Origin of the sequence: Escherichia sp. HH41S, from assembly GCF_009820115.1 — a bacterium.
GTDB classification, from domain to species: domain Bacteria; phylum Pseudomonadota; class Gammaproteobacteria; order Enterobacterales; family Enterobacteriaceae; genus Escherichia; species Escherichia coli_F.
In genome coordinates, this window is sequence record NZ_VNXE01000020.1 from 168,701 (window position 1) to 183,775 (window position 15,075).

The 15,075-nt window shown below is 54.7% G+C and carries 15 protein-coding genes; 11 read left to right on the forward strand and 4 right to left on the reverse strand.

Features of this window, described 5'->3' with window-relative positions:
* The first annotated feature begins 21 nt into the window (after positions 1-21).
* From eutN to eutR, 11 genes are all read left to right on the forward strand, one after another.
* Entirely contained in the window at positions 22-309 is a 288-nt protein-coding gene (eutN, locus tag FQZ95_RS05885) for an ethanolamine utilization microcompartment protein EutN (protein WP_000762196.1), read from the forward strand.
* 11 nt (positions 310-320) lie between these two features.
* Positions 321-1,724 carry an aldehyde dehydrogenase family protein gene (locus tag FQZ95_RS05890; protein ID WP_160529990.1) on the forward strand — a complete coding sequence of 468 codons (1,404 nt, stop codon included), beginning with the start codon at positions 321-323 and terminating at the stop codon, positions 1,722-1,724.
* A gap of 10 nt (positions 1,725-1,734) precedes the next feature.
* A complete protein-coding gene (gene eutJ, locus FQZ95_RS05895) occupies positions 1,735-2,571 on the forward strand; it encodes an ethanolamine utilization protein EutJ (protein ID WP_088541225.1) in 837 nt (278 codons plus the stop codon).
* Positions 2,561-3,748, forward strand: a complete 1,188-nt coding sequence (gene eutG, locus FQZ95_RS05900; protein ID WP_047643791.1) for an ethanolamine utilization ethanol dehydrogenase EutG — start codon at positions 2,561-2,563, stop codon at positions 3,746-3,748. Before eutJ ends, eutG begins: the two co-directional genes overlap by 11 nt.
* Positions 3,749-4,164: 416 nt before the next feature.
* Complete coding sequence (gene eutH / locus FQZ95_RS05905) at positions 4,165-5,391, forward strand: ethanolamine utilization protein EutH (protein ID WP_000512386.1); 1,227 nt, start codon at positions 4,165-4,167, stop codon at positions 5,389-5,391.
* Positions 5,388-6,791, forward strand: coding sequence for an ethanolamine ammonia-lyase reactivating factor EutA (gene eutA, locus FQZ95_RS05910; protein ID WP_088541227.1), 1,404 nt, complete (start codon positions 5,388-5,390; stop codon positions 6,789-6,791). The genes eutH and eutA overlap by 4 nt, the downstream gene beginning before the upstream one ends.
* A gap of 11 nt (positions 6,792-6,802) precedes the next feature.
* Entirely contained in the window at positions 6,803-8,164 is a 1,362-nt protein-coding gene (eutB, locus tag FQZ95_RS05915; protein ID WP_000769961.1) for an ethanolamine ammonia-lyase subunit alpha, read from the forward strand.
* Positions 8,165-8,184: 20 nt separating this feature from the next.
* The gene (gene eutC / locus FQZ95_RS05920; RefSeq protein WP_032303506.1) at positions 8,185-9,072 is read left to right on the forward strand and encodes an ethanolamine ammonia-lyase subunit beta; all 888 of its coding nucleotides are present in this window, start codon (positions 8,185-8,187) and stop codon (positions 9,070-9,072) included.
* A 9-nt stretch (positions 9,073-9,081) separates the two neighbouring features.
* The gene (gene eutL / locus FQZ95_RS05925) at positions 9,082-9,741 is read left to right on the forward strand and encodes an ethanolamine utilization microcompartment protein EutL (protein ID WP_088541228.1); all 660 of its coding nucleotides are present in this window, start codon (positions 9,082-9,084) and stop codon (positions 9,739-9,741) included.
* 12 nt (positions 9,742-9,753) lie between these two features.
* Complete coding sequence (gene eutK / locus FQZ95_RS05930) at positions 9,754-10,254, forward strand: ethanolamine utilization microcompartment protein EutK (protein WP_001295463.1); 501 nt, start codon at positions 9,754-9,756, stop codon at positions 10,252-10,254.
* Positions 10,255-10,299: 45 nt separating this feature from the next.
* Positions 10,300-11,352 (forward strand): HTH-type transcriptional regulator EutR, encoded by a 1,053-nt coding sequence (gene eutR / locus FQZ95_RS05935; protein ID WP_088541229.1) that lies wholly within the window; start codon positions 10,300-10,302, stop codon positions 11,350-11,352.
* Between the two features lie 76 nt (positions 11,353-11,428).
* Here eutR and FQZ95_RS05940 read toward each other — a convergent pair whose 3' ends face one another.
* From FQZ95_RS05940 to amiA, 4 genes are all read right to left on the reverse strand, one after another.
* Positions 11,429-11,746, reverse strand: coding sequence for a hypothetical protein (locus tag FQZ95_RS05940; protein WP_032184838.1), 318 nt, complete (start codon positions 11,744-11,746; stop codon positions 11,429-11,431).
* Between the two features lie 40 nt (positions 11,747-11,786).
* Entirely contained in the window at positions 11,787-13,049 is a 1,263-nt protein-coding gene (locus tag FQZ95_RS05945; protein WP_088541231.1) for a DUF1963 domain-containing protein, read from the reverse strand.
* Positions 13,050-13,186: 137 nt separating this feature from the next.
* A complete protein-coding gene (hemF, locus tag FQZ95_RS05950; protein WP_160529991.1) occupies positions 13,187-14,086 on the reverse strand; it encodes an oxygen-dependent coproporphyrinogen oxidase in 900 nt (299 codons plus the stop codon).
* Positions 14,087-14,089: 3 nt separating this feature from the next.
* The gene (gene amiA, locus FQZ95_RS05955; RefSeq protein WP_097483046.1) at positions 14,090-14,959 is read right to left on the reverse strand and encodes an N-acetylmuramoyl-L-alanine amidase AmiA; all 870 of its coding nucleotides are present in this window, start codon (positions 14,957-14,959) and stop codon (positions 14,090-14,092) included.
* Positions 14,960-15,075 lie beyond the last annotated feature (116 nt).

Consider the following 15,075-nt stretch of genomic DNA (forward strand, 5'->3'; position numbering starts at 1 on the left):
AAATACGCCACGGAGGCGGGTATGAAACTGGCAGTCGTCACTGGACAAATTGTTTGTACCGTACGCCATCACGGACTGGCGCATGACAAATTGCTGATGGTGGAAATGATTGATCCACAAGGTAATCCTGACGGGCAATGCGCCGTCGCCATCGACAATATTGGCGCGGGAACCGGGGAGTGGGTGTTGCTGGTGAGTGGCAGTTCCGCCCGCCAGGCGCATAAAAGCGAAACGTCACCGGTCGATCTGTGCGTAATTGGCATTGTCGATGAGGTGGTCTCTGGCGGTCAGGTAATTTTCCACAAATAAGGCAGAACATCATGAATCAACAGGATATTGAACAGGTGGTGAAAGCGGTACTGCTGAAAATGCAAAGCAGTGACACGTCGCCCGCCGCCGTTCATGAGATGGGCGTTTTTGCTTCCCTGGATGACGCCGTTGCGGCGGCCAAAATTGCCCAGCAAGGGTTAAAAAGCGTGGCAATGCGCCAGTTAGCCATTGCTGCCATTCGTGAAGCAGGCGAAAAACACGCCAGAGATTTAGCGGAACTTGCCGTCAGTGAAACGGGTATGGGCCGCGTAGAAGATAAAATTGCCAAAAACGTCGCTCAGGCACGCGGTACGCCAGGCGTTGAGTGCCTCTCTCCACAGGTGCTGACCGGTGACAACGGCCTGACTTTAATTGAAAACGCGCCCTGGGGCGTGGTGGCTTCGGTGACGCCTTCCACTAACCCGGCGGCAACCGTAATTAATAACGCCATCAGCCTGATTGCCGCGGGCAACAGCGTCATTTTTGCCCCGCATCCGGCGGCGAAAAAAGTCTCTCAACGGGCTATTACGTTGCTCAACCAGGCGATTGTTGCCGCAGGCGGGCCGGAAAACTTACTGGTTACTGTGGCAAATCCAGATATCGAAACCGCGCAACGCTTATTCAAGTTTCCGGGCATCGGTCTGTTGGTGGTGACCGGCGGCGAAGCGGTGGTGGAAGCGGCGCGCAAACACACCAATAAACGTCTGATTGCCGCAGGTGCTGGCAACCCGCCGGTGGTGGTGGATGAAACCGCCGACCTCGCCCGTGCCGCTCAGTCTATCGTCAAAGGCGCTTCTTTCGATAACAACATCATTTGTGCCGATGAAAAGGTGCTGATTGTTGTTGATAGCGTAGCCGATGAACTAATGCGTCTGATGGAAGGCCAGCATGCGGTGAAACTGACCGCAGAACAGGCACAGCAGTTACAACCGGTGTTGCTGAAAAATATCGATGAGTGCGGAAAAGGCACCGTCAGCCGTGACTGGGTGGGTCGCGATGCGGCGAAAATCGCGGCGGCAATCGGCCTGAACGTGCCGCAAGAAACGCGCTTGCTGTTTGTAGAAACCCCCGCAGAACATCCGTTTGCCGTGACCGAACTGATGATGCCAGTGCTGCCAGTCGTGCGCGTCGCCAACGTGGCGGATGCCATTGCGCTGGCGGTGAAACTGGAAGGCGGTTGCCACCACACGGCGGCAATGCACTCGCGCAATATCGAGAACATGAACCAAATGGCGAACGCCATTGATACCAGTATTTTCGTTAAGAACGGACCGTGCATTGCCGGGCTGGGGCTGGGCGGGGAAGGCTGGACCACGATGACCATCACCACGCCAACCGGTGAAGGGGTAACCAGCGCGCGTACGTTTGTCCGTCTGCGTCGCTGTGTATTAGTCGATGCGTTTCGCATTGTTTAAGGAGTAACCGATGGCGCACGACGAACAATGGCTTACCCCGCGTCTGCAAACGGCGGCAACGCTGTGTAACCAGACGCCCGCCACCACGGAGTCTCCGTTGTGGTTAGGGGTGGATCTGGGCACCTGCGATGTGGTGTCGATGGTTGTCGACGGCGACGGTCAGCCGGTGGCGGTATGCCTCGACTGGGCCGATGTGGTCCGCGACGGCATCGTCTGGGATTTCTTCGGTGCAGTTACGATTGTTCGTCGCCATCTCGATACCCTCGAGCAGCAATTTGGTCGCCGTTTTAGCCGTGCGGCGACTTCATTTCCACCAGGTACGGATCCGCGTATTTCCATCAATGTGCTGGAGTCTGCCGGGCTGGAAGTGAGCCATGTGCTGGATGAGCCAACCGCAGTCGCGGATCTACTGCAACTGGACAACGCCGGTGTAGTGGATATTGGCGGCGGCACTACCGGAATTGCCATCGTGAAAAAGGGCAAGGTGACTTATTCAGCGGATGAAGCGACCGGCGGACATCACATTTCTCTGACTCTCGCCGGAAATCGCCGTATTTCGCTGGAAGAGGCAGAGCAGTACAAGCGCGGTCACGGTGACGAGATTTGGCCTGCGGTGAAGCCGGTGTACGAAAAAATGGCGGACATTGTTGCCCGGCATATTGAAGGGCAGGGCATTACTGATTTATGGCTGGCGGGCGGCTCCTGTATGCAACCGGGCGTGGCGGAACTGTTTTGCAAACAATTCCCGGCGTTACAGGTGCATCTACCGCAGCACAGTTTGTTTATGACCCCGCTGGCGATCGCCAGTAGCGGGCGAGAGAAAGCGGAGGGGATCTATGCAAAATGAATTGCAGACCGCGCTCTTTCAGGCGTTCGATACCCTGAATCTGCAACGGGTAAAAACATTTAGCGTTCCACCGGTGACGCTTTGCGGTCCGGGCGCGGTGAGCAGTTGCGGACAGCAAGCACAAACGCGTGGGCTGAAACATCTGTTCGTGATGGCAGACAGCTTTTTGCATCAGGCGGGGATGACCGCTGGGCTGACGCGTAGCCTGGCCGTTAAAGGCATCGCCATGACGCTCTGGCCATGTCCGGTGGGCGAACCGTGCATCACCGACGTGTGTGCCGCCGTGGCGCAATTGCGCGAATCAGGCTGTGACGGGGTGATCGCGTTTGGCGGTGGCTCGGTGCTGGATGCGGCAAAAGCCGTTGCGTTGCTGGTGACGAACCCCGACAGCACGCTGGCAGAAATGTCTGAAACCAGCGTTCTGCAACCGCGTCTGCCGCTGATTGCCATTCCAACTACCGCCGGAACCGGCTCTGAAACCACCAATGTAACGGTGATTATCGACGCGGTGAGCGGGCGCAAGCAGGTGTTAGCACATGCCTCGTTGATGCCGGATGTGGCGATTCTCGATGCCGCGCTGACCGAAGGTGTGCCGTCGCATGTCACGGCAATGACCGGTATCGACGCGTTAACTCATGCCATTGAAGCGTACAGCGCGCTGAACGCTACACCGTTTACCGACAGTCTGGCGATTGGTGCCATTGCGATGATTGGCAAATCACTGCCGAAAGCAGTGGGCTACGGTCACGACCTTGCCGCGCGCGAGAGTATGTTGCTGGCTTCATGCATGGCGGGAATGGCATTTTCCAGTGCCGGACTTGGGTTATGTCACGCGATGGCGCATCAGCCGGGGGCGGCGCTGCATATTCCGCACGGACTGGCGAACGCCATGCTGCTGCCCACGGTGATGGAGTTTAACCGGATGGTCTGTCGCGAACGCTTTAGTCAGATTGGTCGGGCGCTGCGAACTAAAAAATCCGACGATCGTGATGCTATTAACGCGGTAAGTGAGCTGATTGCGGAAGTCGGGATTGGTAAACGACTGGGCGATGTTGGTGCGGCATCTGCGCATTACGGCGCATGGGCGCAGGCCGCGCTGGAAGATATTTGTCTGCGCAGCAACCCGCGTACTGCCAGCCTGGAGCAGATCGTCGGCCTGTACGCGGCGGCGCAATAAATGCCGGATGCGACGCCTGTCGCGTCTTATCCGACCTGGGGGATTGCACATGTAGGGCGGATAAGGCGTTCACGCCGCATCCGCCAATGGCGCGGTACAAGTGCCGGATGCGACGCTTGTCGCGTCTTATCCGGCCTACAGGATTGCACATGTAGGGCGGATAAGGCGTTCACGCCGCATCCGCCAATGGCGCGGTGCAAGTGCCGGATGCGACGCTTGCCGCGTCTTATCCGACCTGGGGGATTGCACATGTAGGGCGGATAAGGCGTTCACGCCGCATCCGCCAATGGCGCGGTGCAAGTGCCGGATGCGACGCTTGCCGCGTCTTATCCGGCCTACGGGATTGCACATGTAGGGCGGATAAGGCGTTTACGCCGCATCCGCCAATAAATAACAACTAACAGGGAGTAAAGGCGATGGGAATTAACGAAATCATCATGTACATCATGATGTTCTTTATGCTGATAGCTGCCGTAGACAGGATCCTGTCGCAGTTCGGCGGTTCTGCTCGTTTCCTCGGTAAGTTCGGTAAAAGTATCGAAGGATCCGGCGGCCAGTTCGAAGAAGGCTTTATGGCAATGGGCGCACTGGGCCTGGCGATGGTTGGTATGACCGCGCTGGCACCGGTACTGGCCCACGTACTCGGGCCGGTGATTATCCCGGTTTACGAAATGCTCGGTGCTAACCCATCGATGTTCGCCGGAACACTGCTGGCGTGCGACATGGGCGGCTTCTTCCTCGCCAAAGAGCTGGCGGGCGGCGATGTGGCAGCGTGGCTATACTCTGGGTTAATTCTCGGATCGATGATGGGGCCAACGATTGTGTTTTCCATTCCGGTGGCGCTCGGCATTATCGAACCTTCTGACCGTCGTTATCTGGCGCTCGGCGTGCTGGCGGGCATTGTGACCATTCCGATTGGCTGTATTGCCGGTGGTCTGGTGGCTATGTATTCCGGTGTGCAGATCAACGGTCAGCCAGTGGAATTCACCTTTGCCCTGATCCTGATGAACATGATCCCGGTACTTATCGTCGCGGTACTGGTGGCGTTGGGGCTGAAATTCATCCCGGAAAAAATGATCAACGGCTTCCAGATCTTCGCCAAGTTCCTCGTTGCATTGATCACCCTCGGTCTTGCCGCTGCGGTAGTGAAATTCCTGCTCGGTTGGGAACTGATCCCCGGTCTGGATCCGATCTTCATGGCCCCTGGCGATAAACCCGGTGAAGTGATGCGCGCCATTGAAGTTATCGGTTCTATCTCCTGCGTGCTGTTAGGGGCGTATCCGATGGTGCTGCTGCTGACCCGCTGGTTTGAAAAACCGCTGATGAGCGTCGGTAAAGTGCTGAATATGAACAACATCGCGGCAGCCGGCATGGTGGCAACGCTTGCCAACAACATCCCGATGTTTGGCATGATGAAGCAGATGGATACCCGCGGCAAAGTGATCAACTGTGCCTTCGCCGTTTCCGCTGCTTTCGCCCTGGGTGACCACTTAGGCTTCGCCGCTGCCAACATGAACGCCATGATCTTCCCGATGATTGTCGGCAAGTTGATCGGCGGCGTAACGGCGATTGGCGTGGCGATGATGCTGGTGCCAAAAGAAGACGCGACCGCGGCTAAAACCGAAGCGGAGGCACAATCGTGAACACTCGCCAGCTACTGAGCGTCGGTATCGATATCGGCACTACCACCACCCAGGTGATCTTCTCCCACCTGGAGCTGGTTAACCGTGCGGCGGTGTCGCAGGTGCCGCGCTACGAATTCATCAAACGCGAAATTAGCTGGCAAAGCCCGGTGTTCTTTACCCCTGTCGATAAACAGGGCGGTTTAAAAGAAGCGGAACTGAAAACCTTAATCCTCGAGCAATATCAGGCAGCGGGCATTGCGCCGGAAAGCGTTGATTCTGGTGCCATCATCATCACCGGTGAAAGCGCGAAAACCCGCAATGCTCGCCCTGCGGTGATGACGCTCTCCCAGTCGCTTGGCGATTTTGTCGTCGCCAGCGCCGGGCCGCATCTCGAATCCGTGATCGCCGGTCACGGTGCCGGGGCGCAAACCCTTTCTGAACAACGGCTGTGTCGGGTACTGAATATCGATATCGGCGGTGGCACCGCGAACTACGCCCTGTTCGATGCCGGAAAAATCAGCGGCACCGCTTGCCTCAACGTCGGCGGTCGTCTGCTGGAAACCGACAGCCAGGGACGCGTGGTTTACGCTCATATACCGGGGCAGATGATTGTGGATGAGTGCTTCGGTGCAGGCACTGACGCCCGTTCGCTGACCGGCGCACAGCTGGTGCAGGTTACCCGCCGGATGGCAGAGCTGATTGTCGAAGTGATTGACGGAACGCTCTCGCCGCTCGCGCAGGCATTGATGCAAACCGGTTTGCTGCCCGCAGGTGTTACGCCCGAAATCATTACGCTTTCTGGCGGCGTGGGCGAATGTTATCGCCACCAGCCCGCCGACCCGTTCTGTTTTGCCGATATCGGCCCGCTTCTGGCAACGGCGCTGCATGACCATCCGCGCCTGCGTGAGATGAACGTGCAGTTTCCGGCGCAAACCGTACGCGCCACGGTGATTGGCGCGGGTGCACATACCCTTTCGCTCTCTGGCAGCACAATCTGGCTGGAGGGCGTACAACTGCCGCTGCGCAATTTGCCGGTGGCGATCCCAATTGATGAAACGGATCTGGTGAGTGCCTGGCAACAGGCGCTGATTCAGCTGGATCTTTGCCCCAAAACTGACGCGTACGTGCTGGCGCTTCCCGCCTCGCTGCCTGTGCGTTACGCCGCGGTACTGACGGTCATCAACGCGCTGGTCGATTTCGTCACGCGTTTTCCGAATCCGCATCCCCTGCTGGTGGTGGCCGGGCAGGACTTTGGTAAAGCTCTGGGCATGTTGTTGCGCCCACAGCTACAACAACTCCCGTTGGCAGTCATTGACGAAGTGATTGTCCGCGCGGGGGACTATATCGACATTGGTACGCCTCTTTTTGGCGGATCGGTTGTGCCGGTGACGGTGAAATCACTCGCATTTCCTTCCTGAGGGAACGACTTATGAAACTAAAGACCACATTGTTCGGCAATGTATATCAGTTTAAGGATGTAAAAGAGGTGCTGGCTAAAGCCAACGAACTGCGTTCGGGGGATGTGCTGGCGGGCGTTGCAGCGGCAAGCTCACAGGAGCGCGTGGCTGCAAAGCAGGTGTTGTCGGAAATGACCGTAGCGGACATCCGCAATAATCCGGTGATTGCCTATGAAGATGACTGCGTGACGCGACTGATTCAGGACGACGTTAACGAAACGGCCTACAACCAGATTAAAAACTGGAGCATCAGCGAACTGCGTGAGTATGTGCTGAGTGATGAAACCAGCGTTGACGACATTGCTTTTACCCGCAAAGGGCTGACCTCGGAAGTGGTCGCGGCGGTAGCGAAGATTTGCTCTAACGCGGACCTGATCTACGGCGCGAAGAAAATGCCGGTAATCAAAAAGGCCAATACAACTATTGGTATTCCGGGCACCTTCAGCGCCCGTTTGCAGCCAAACGATACCCGCGACGACGTGCAAAGTATCGCCGCGCAAATCTACGAAGGGCTTTCTTTCGGGGTGGGCGATGCGGTGATCGGCGTTAACCCGGTGACTGACGACGTGGAAAACTTAAGCCGCGTGCTGGATACCATCTATGGCGTGATCGACAAATTCAACATTCCAACCCAGGGCTGCGTGCTGGCGCACGTCACCACCCAAATTGAAGCGATCCGTCGTGGCGCACCAGGCGGGCTGATTTTCCAGAGTATCTGCGGCAGCGAAAAAGGGCTGAAAGAGTTTGGCGTGGAGCTGGCGATGCTCGATGAAGCACGCGCAGTGGGCGCGGAGTTCAACCGTATCGCCGGGGAAAACTGCCTCTACTTCGAAACCGGGCAGGGTTCTGCGCTATCGGCGGGCGCTAACTTCGGCGCAGATCAGGTAACGATGGAAGCGCGTAACTACGGGCTGGCACGTCATTACGATCCGTTTATCGTCAACACCGTAGTGGGCTTTATTGGGCCAGAGTATCTCTACAACGACCGGCAGATTATCCGTGCGGGCTTAGAAGATCACTTTATGGGCAAGCTGAGCGGCATTTCTATGGGCTGTGACTGCTGCTACACCAACCACGCTGACGCTGACCAGAACCTCAACGAAAACCTGATGATCCTGCTCGCCACCGCAGGCTGCAACTACATCATGGGGATGCCGCTGGGTGATGACATCATGCTCAACTACCAGACCACCGCATTCCACGATACCGCCACTGTGCGTCAGTTACTCAACCTGCGCCCGTCACCGGAGTTTGAACGCTGGCTGGAAAGCATGGGCATTATGGCAAACGGTCGCCTGACCAAACGGGCGGGCGATCCGTCACTGTTCTTCTGATGACGCGGAGATAACACATCATGGATCAAAAACAGATTGAAGAAATTGTACGCAGCGTGATGGCGTCAATGGGACAAGCGGCCCCCGCGCCGTCAGAAGCAAAATGCGCCACTACCACCTGTGCAGCACCGATGACCTCGGAAAGCTGCGCGCTGGATTTAGGTTCCGCGGAAGCAAAAGCGTGGATTGGCGTTGAAAACCCGCATCGCGCAGACGTATTAACAGAACTGCGCCGCAGCACCGTGGCTCGCGTCTGTACCGGTCGTGCTGGTCCGCGTCCGCGTACCCAGGCGTTGCTGCGTTTCCTGGCCGATCACTCTCGTTCGAAAGACACCGTACTGAAAGAAGTGCCGGAAGAGTGGGTGAAAGCGCAGGGCTTGCTGGAGGTCCGCTCTGAAATTAGCGACAAAAATCTCTATCTGACTCGCCCGGATATGGGCCGCCGCTTGTGTGCAGAGGCTGTTGAAGCGCTGAAAGCGCAGTGTGTTGCTAATCCGGACGTACAGGTGGTTATTTCCGATGGTCTATCTACTGATGCGATCACCGTGAACTATGAAGAGATTCTGCCACCGCTGATGGCGGGCCTGAAACAGGCCGGGTTGAAAGTCGGCACACCGTTCTTTGTGCGTTACGGTCGCGTGAAGATTGAAGATCAGATTGGCGAACTTCTTGGCGCGAAAGTGGTGATCCTGCTGGTGGGTGAACGTCCGGGGTTGGGGCAGTCAGAAAGCCTCTCCTGCTACGCCGTTTACTCGCCGCGTATGGCAACCACCGTTGAGGCCGATCGCACCTGTATCTCTAACATTCACCAGGGCGGCACGCCGCCGGTTGAAGCCGCAGCCGTCATTGTGGATTTGGCGAAACGTATGCTGGAGCAGAAAGCATCCGGCATCAACATGACCCGATAAGGAGGCATCATGCCAGCTTTAGATTTGATTCGACCGTCGGTAACCGCCATGCGGGTGATTGCCTCTGTTAACGCCGAATTTGCGCGTGAACTGAAATTGCCGCCGCATATTCGCAGCCTCGGGCTGATTTCTGCTGATTCCGATGACGTCACCTACATTGCGGCTGACGAAGCGACCAAGCAGGCGATGGTTGAAGTCGTGTATGGTCGCTCGCTGTATGCGGGAGCTGCACACGGGCCGTCACCGACTGCCGGTGAGGTGCTGATTATGCTTGGTGGGCCAAACCCGGCGGAAGTGCGTGCTGGTCTGGATGCGATGGTTGCGCATATTGAAAATGGCGCGGCTTTCCAGTGGGCTAATGACGCGCAAGATACGGCATTCCTGGCACATGTAGTTTCGCGTACCGGTTCTTATCTCTCATCAACCGCCGGGATCACGCTTGGCGATCCGCTGGCGTATCTGGTGGCACCGCCGCTGGAAGCGACCTACGGCATTGATGCAGCGTTGAAATCTGCCGACGTGCAGCTGGTGACCTATGTCCCGCCACCGTCTGAAACCAACTACTCGGCAGCATTTTTAACCGGTAGCCAGGCCGCGTGTAAAGCAGCCTGTAACGCCTTTACCGATGCAGTGCTGGAAATCGCGCGTAATCCAATCCAGCGTGCGTAACGGAGGTTGCCGATGATCAATGCACTGGGATTGCTGGAAGTGGACGGCATGGTTGCCGCGATAGATGCAGCTGATGCCATGCTCAAAGCAGCTAACGTTCGTCTGCTCAGTCACGAAGTGCTTGACCCTGGTCGCCTAACGCTGGTGGTGGAAGGCGATCTGGCGGCGTGTCGTGCGGCGCTGGACGCAGGTTGTGCTGCCGCGATGCGTACCGGGCGTGTCATCAGCCGTAAGGAGATCGGTCGGCCAGACGATGACACCCAGTGGCTGGTTACTGGCTTTAACCGCCAGCCGAAGCAACCCGTAAAGGAACCCGACGCGCCAGTTATCGTCGCGGAATCTGCTGACGAGTTGTTGGCGCTGTTAACATCAGTACGTCAGGGAATGACGGCCGGAGAAGTGGCTGCCCACTTTGGCTGGCCGCTGGAAAAAGCCAGAAATGCGCTCGAACAGCTCTTTTCTGCCGGGACGTTACGTAAACGCAGTAGTCGTTATCGTCTCAAGCCCCATTAACCTGTCGGAGGTGCCGGGTGTCCTACAACACCCGGCATTAACATCATGAAAAAGACCCGTACAGCCAATTTGCACCATCTTTATCATGAACCCTTACCCGAAAACCTGAAGCTCACGCCGAAGGTCGAAGTGGATAATGTTCATCAACGACAGACAACGGATGTCTATGAACATGCTTTGACGATTACCGCCTGGCAGCAGATTTACGATCAGCTGCATCCGGGCAAGTTTCATGGTGAATTTACGGAAATACTGCTCGATGATATTCAGGTTTTCCGTGAATACACGGGGCTGGCGCTGCGTCAGTCGTGCCTGGTCTGGCCGAACTCGTTCTGGTTTGGCATTCCGGCGACGCGCGGTGAGCAGGGATTTATTGGTTCGCAATGTCTGGGAAGCGCAGAAATTGCGACGCGCCCTGGAGGAACCGAGTTTGAATTAAGTACGCCGGACGATTACACGATCCTTGGCGTGGTGCTTTCTGAAGATGTCATCACCCGGCAGGCTAACTTTTTGCATAACCCGGAAAGGGTGCTGCATATGTTACGTAACCAGTCGGCGCTGGAAGTGAAAGAGCAGCATAAAGCCGCGCTGTGGGGCTTTGTCCAACAGGCTCTGGCGACATTTTGCGAGAACCCGGAAAATCTCCATCAGCCTGCAGTGCGAAAAGTGCTGGGGGATAATTTGCTAATGGCGATGGGGGCGATGCTGGAAGAAGCGCAGCCAATGGTGACGGCGGAAAGTATCAGCCACCAGAGTTACCGTCGCTTGTTGACCCGCGCGCGTGAATATGTGCTGGAGAATATGTCCGAACCGGTAACCGTGCTGGATTTGTGCAATCAACTGCATGTCAGCCGCCGCACGTTACAAAACGCATTTCACGCTATTTTAGGCATTGGTCCGAATGCGTGGCTGAAACGCATTCGCCTGAACGCCGTTCGCCGTGAACTGATTAGCCCGTGGTCGCAAAGTATGACGGTAAAAGACGCCGCCATGCAGTGGGGATTCTGGCATCTTGGGCAGTTTGCCACGGATTATCAGCAATTGTTTGCAGAAAAGCCTTCACTGACGCTGCATCAGCGGATGCAGGAACTGGAGTGAGGGTGAGGGCCGGATGAGGATGGTGTTTAATCCGGCCAATAGTGAAGTTACAAATTACGTTGAATTGCTATGTATTTTATTGCCCAACGGGATAGGCGATAAACAAACCGACAATTGTCAAAATACACGCCAGCAGGAATACCAACATACAATTTACGCGCTTTCGCGAAATTTTAAATAAATAGCAAAATAGTGTTGTTACCACGATCACTACCGGGATAGTCATAAAATTAATAACGATGAGTGCTATCAATCCAAAACTTGCTCCTCCACCGTGGGGAATAAAAATGTGTTCTTCAAAATAAACTTCTATAGCAAATGCCAGCACACATCCCAAAAAACTCATATCCAGATGAGGGTGCCATTTACTTTCTTTATGTGATGTGTCTGACATTTTTAAATGCTCCCGTGAGCAAACTGGCGCAAAATAATTTCTAAGATTGCTGATAAGACGTCGCCGTTGTCCGGCAATCCGGGCAGATAAACGCGTAAATTATCCCTTCGCCATATTGTTCAATATCGGCATAATCCAGTTGCGCAAGAAACATCATTGTGTGGGAACATTGCGGACAGAGAGGATATTCCGCGTCCTGAATCCAGGTTGGATGCCCGCCAAGTTGCGAGAAAGAGACAGGTAAAAATGGGTCTGCGGCAAATAACGGTGACCTAAGGTTTCCCTGTCTCATGCTGTTTACAGGGAGTCGACGCCATTCCGATACATCATCCGGCAGCCAGGCAGGCGGGATATTTTTTGCAGACAAATGAGCGTTACCCTTTGAGTCCATGTAGCCGAAAATGGTGCTGTAGGCGGTGCAACATTCGCAAGTCACGACGCGAAAACTGCCGTTATCGCTAAGACCCGTTGCCTTCAGGTCAACGTCGAAAAGATTTGTTAGTGGCAATGCGCAATTTGGACAGGTATCGTTGCGTTCATCAACAACAAGCAAAGCTTCGCAACACCCGGTGTTTTTCATCTCCAGATGAAAACAGTGAGGAAAATAGAGATTACGTCTCTGCCCTTCAGCGGTTAACTCCCAACCGGCCTCATGCGCATATTCTTCTGGCGCGATGTAAAGTGAACTGCGCCACAGCGGCGGGTTATTGCGCCAGTAGGCAAAACGTTCAACAACAACGTCATCCCCAATCCATGCCAGACATTGCAGAATACAATTTCTGTTTTCTGCATCAACCTCAACCCGTTCTAACAGCGTATCGCGAACATCCGCTGGGGCGCGGTGGAAAGGCAGGGGAGAATAAGCGTCCAAATCATCATAAGAGATCCATTCTCTGAAATACGCATCCAGATTGGCCTGGGTAAATGCTGCCAGACAAAGCCAAATCTCCTGAGCGAGTTTATATTCACCAGATGCAAAGCGTTCTGTGGCGTAATCAGCCATCAGCTGCGCTTGATCGGTGGTCAGTTGTTGATACAGGGCATCTGTGGGAACGGGGCAGGGAGTCCAGTCGATTAACGCATCGAATTTCCGCGGTTGGTGAATTAATTTCAGCATGACAACCGGATCGCTTAACCCTGCAAACGCATTCACGATCTTTTTGTTTTTCTTGATATATTCGTCGTGCTCACGCTGCTGTTGTGCCTGAACGCAGGGCATGCAGTATCCGTTAGTACGCGCCGCGGTTTCCGGAAGAATGGTTGATGTACAAGCGGGGCTTTTACAGGGAATACGGTGAGTCATAGAGGCGCTCCTTGCCTGAGGATATTAAGTCGAAAGAGATTATTATTAGATATTAGGGTGTCACTATGGCACACAAATTAAACAGAATTAATTTCAAGCCACAAACATAGGGTTATTTTTCTTTTATTTTCATGATATTAAATCCAATCCCTGACCTTAATAAACTCACTTAACGCCGCTTCCGGGCTGCCTGCTTCTGGCTGATAATCATACTCCCAGCGTACCAGCGGCGGCATTGACATCAGGATAGACTCGGTGCGCCCGCCAGTTTGCAGGCCAAACAGCGTTCCGCGATCCCAGACCAGGTTGAACTCGACATAGCGACCGCGACGGTAGAGCTGGAAATTGCGCTCGCGCTCGCCGTATTCCATCGCTTTGCGTCGTTCAACAATCGGTAAATAAGCGTCAGTGTAGCCGTGACCTACCGCCTGCATAAAGGCGAAACAGTGATCAAAGTCTGGCGTGTTCAGGTCATCAAAGAACAGCCCGCCAATACCGCGTTGTTCGTTACGATGTTTGAGGTAGAAGTATTCGTCGCACCACTTTTTGTAACGCGGATAAACGTCTTCGCCAAATGGCTGGCACAGGTCACGGGCGGTGCGGTGCCAGTGAATAGCATCGTCTTCAAAGCCATAGAAAGGGGTTAAGTCGAATCCACCGCCAAACCACCAGACGGGATCGGCACCCGGTTTTTCGGCAATAAAAAAGCGCACATTCGCGTGGCTGGTGGGAACGTACGGGTTATGCGGATGCACTACCAGCGAAACGCCCATCGCTTCGAAACTTCGTCCGGCAAGTTCCGGGCGATGAGCAGTGGCGGAAGCAGGCATCGCCTCACCGTGGACATGTGAAAAGTTGACGCCCGCCTGTTCGAAAACACCACCATTACGCAACACCCGGCTACGTCCGCCGCCGCCAGCTTCGCGCTGCCAGCTATCTTCGACAAACTCTGCGCCATCGACAGCGGTCAACTGCTGACAAATTGTATCCTGAAGGTTGAGCAGGAACTGTTTAACCTGGTGTGCGTCGGGTTTCATCACTTATCGCTTTTTCGAATGTGCTTTCTGGTTGTCGAACCAGTGGAAATAACTGATCACGCCTTCGGCAATGGCTGTGGCGATTTTCTGGCGAAATGCCGCCGTGCCTAACAGCCGCTCTTCTTCCGGGTTGGTGATAAAAGAAGTTTCCACCAGCACCGAAGGAACAGATGGCGATTTCAACACTACAAACGCGGCTTGTTCGGTATTGCGACTGTGCAGCTTATGCACCGGCTTAATCTTTTTCAGAATATGCGAGCCAAGCGTCAGGCTGTTTTTAATGGTATCGGTTTGCACCAGATCAAACAGCACTTGCTGCAATAGGTGATCCTTGTCAGTCGCTTTTTTACCGGCAACTTCATCAGCGCGGTTTTCGCGTTCAGACAGGTATTTCGCCATTGCGCTACTTGCGCCGCGGTTAGAGAGAGCAAATACCGAAGCACCGGCAGCTTTCGGGTTAGTAAAGCCGTCGGCGTGAATTGACATAAACAGGTCAGCGCCATGTTTATGGGCGATTTCAACGCGATCGTACAGCGGGATAAACGTATCGCCAGAACGCGTTAAACGCGCATCAATGCCATGATTACGCAATATGGAACGGACGTTTTTGGCAATCGCCAGCACCACATGTTTTTCTTTCGATCCATTGCGACCAATCGCTCCGGTATCAATTCCGCCGTGGCCTGGATCGAGAACAACGACACGTTTGCCGCCGCTTTTTTTGGCTTTCGGCTTACTGTGTCCGTTACTGGTTTTTAAAGGTTCTTCTTTGGCGATGGCTTGCGACATTCCTGACAACGTCAGGGCAGCCAATCCGGCTTTCAGCACCTGGCGGCGCGAAGTGAGTGTTTTTAGTGGTTTAAAAGTGCTCATACGGCCTGAGTTGTAATAATAAAGTTCCAGATGTTATATCGTATCGCGTAATCCGTTACGACCGTTTGCTGTTGAGAATTGTTTTACTTTTCATTTCAATAGTTGACAACTCCCCA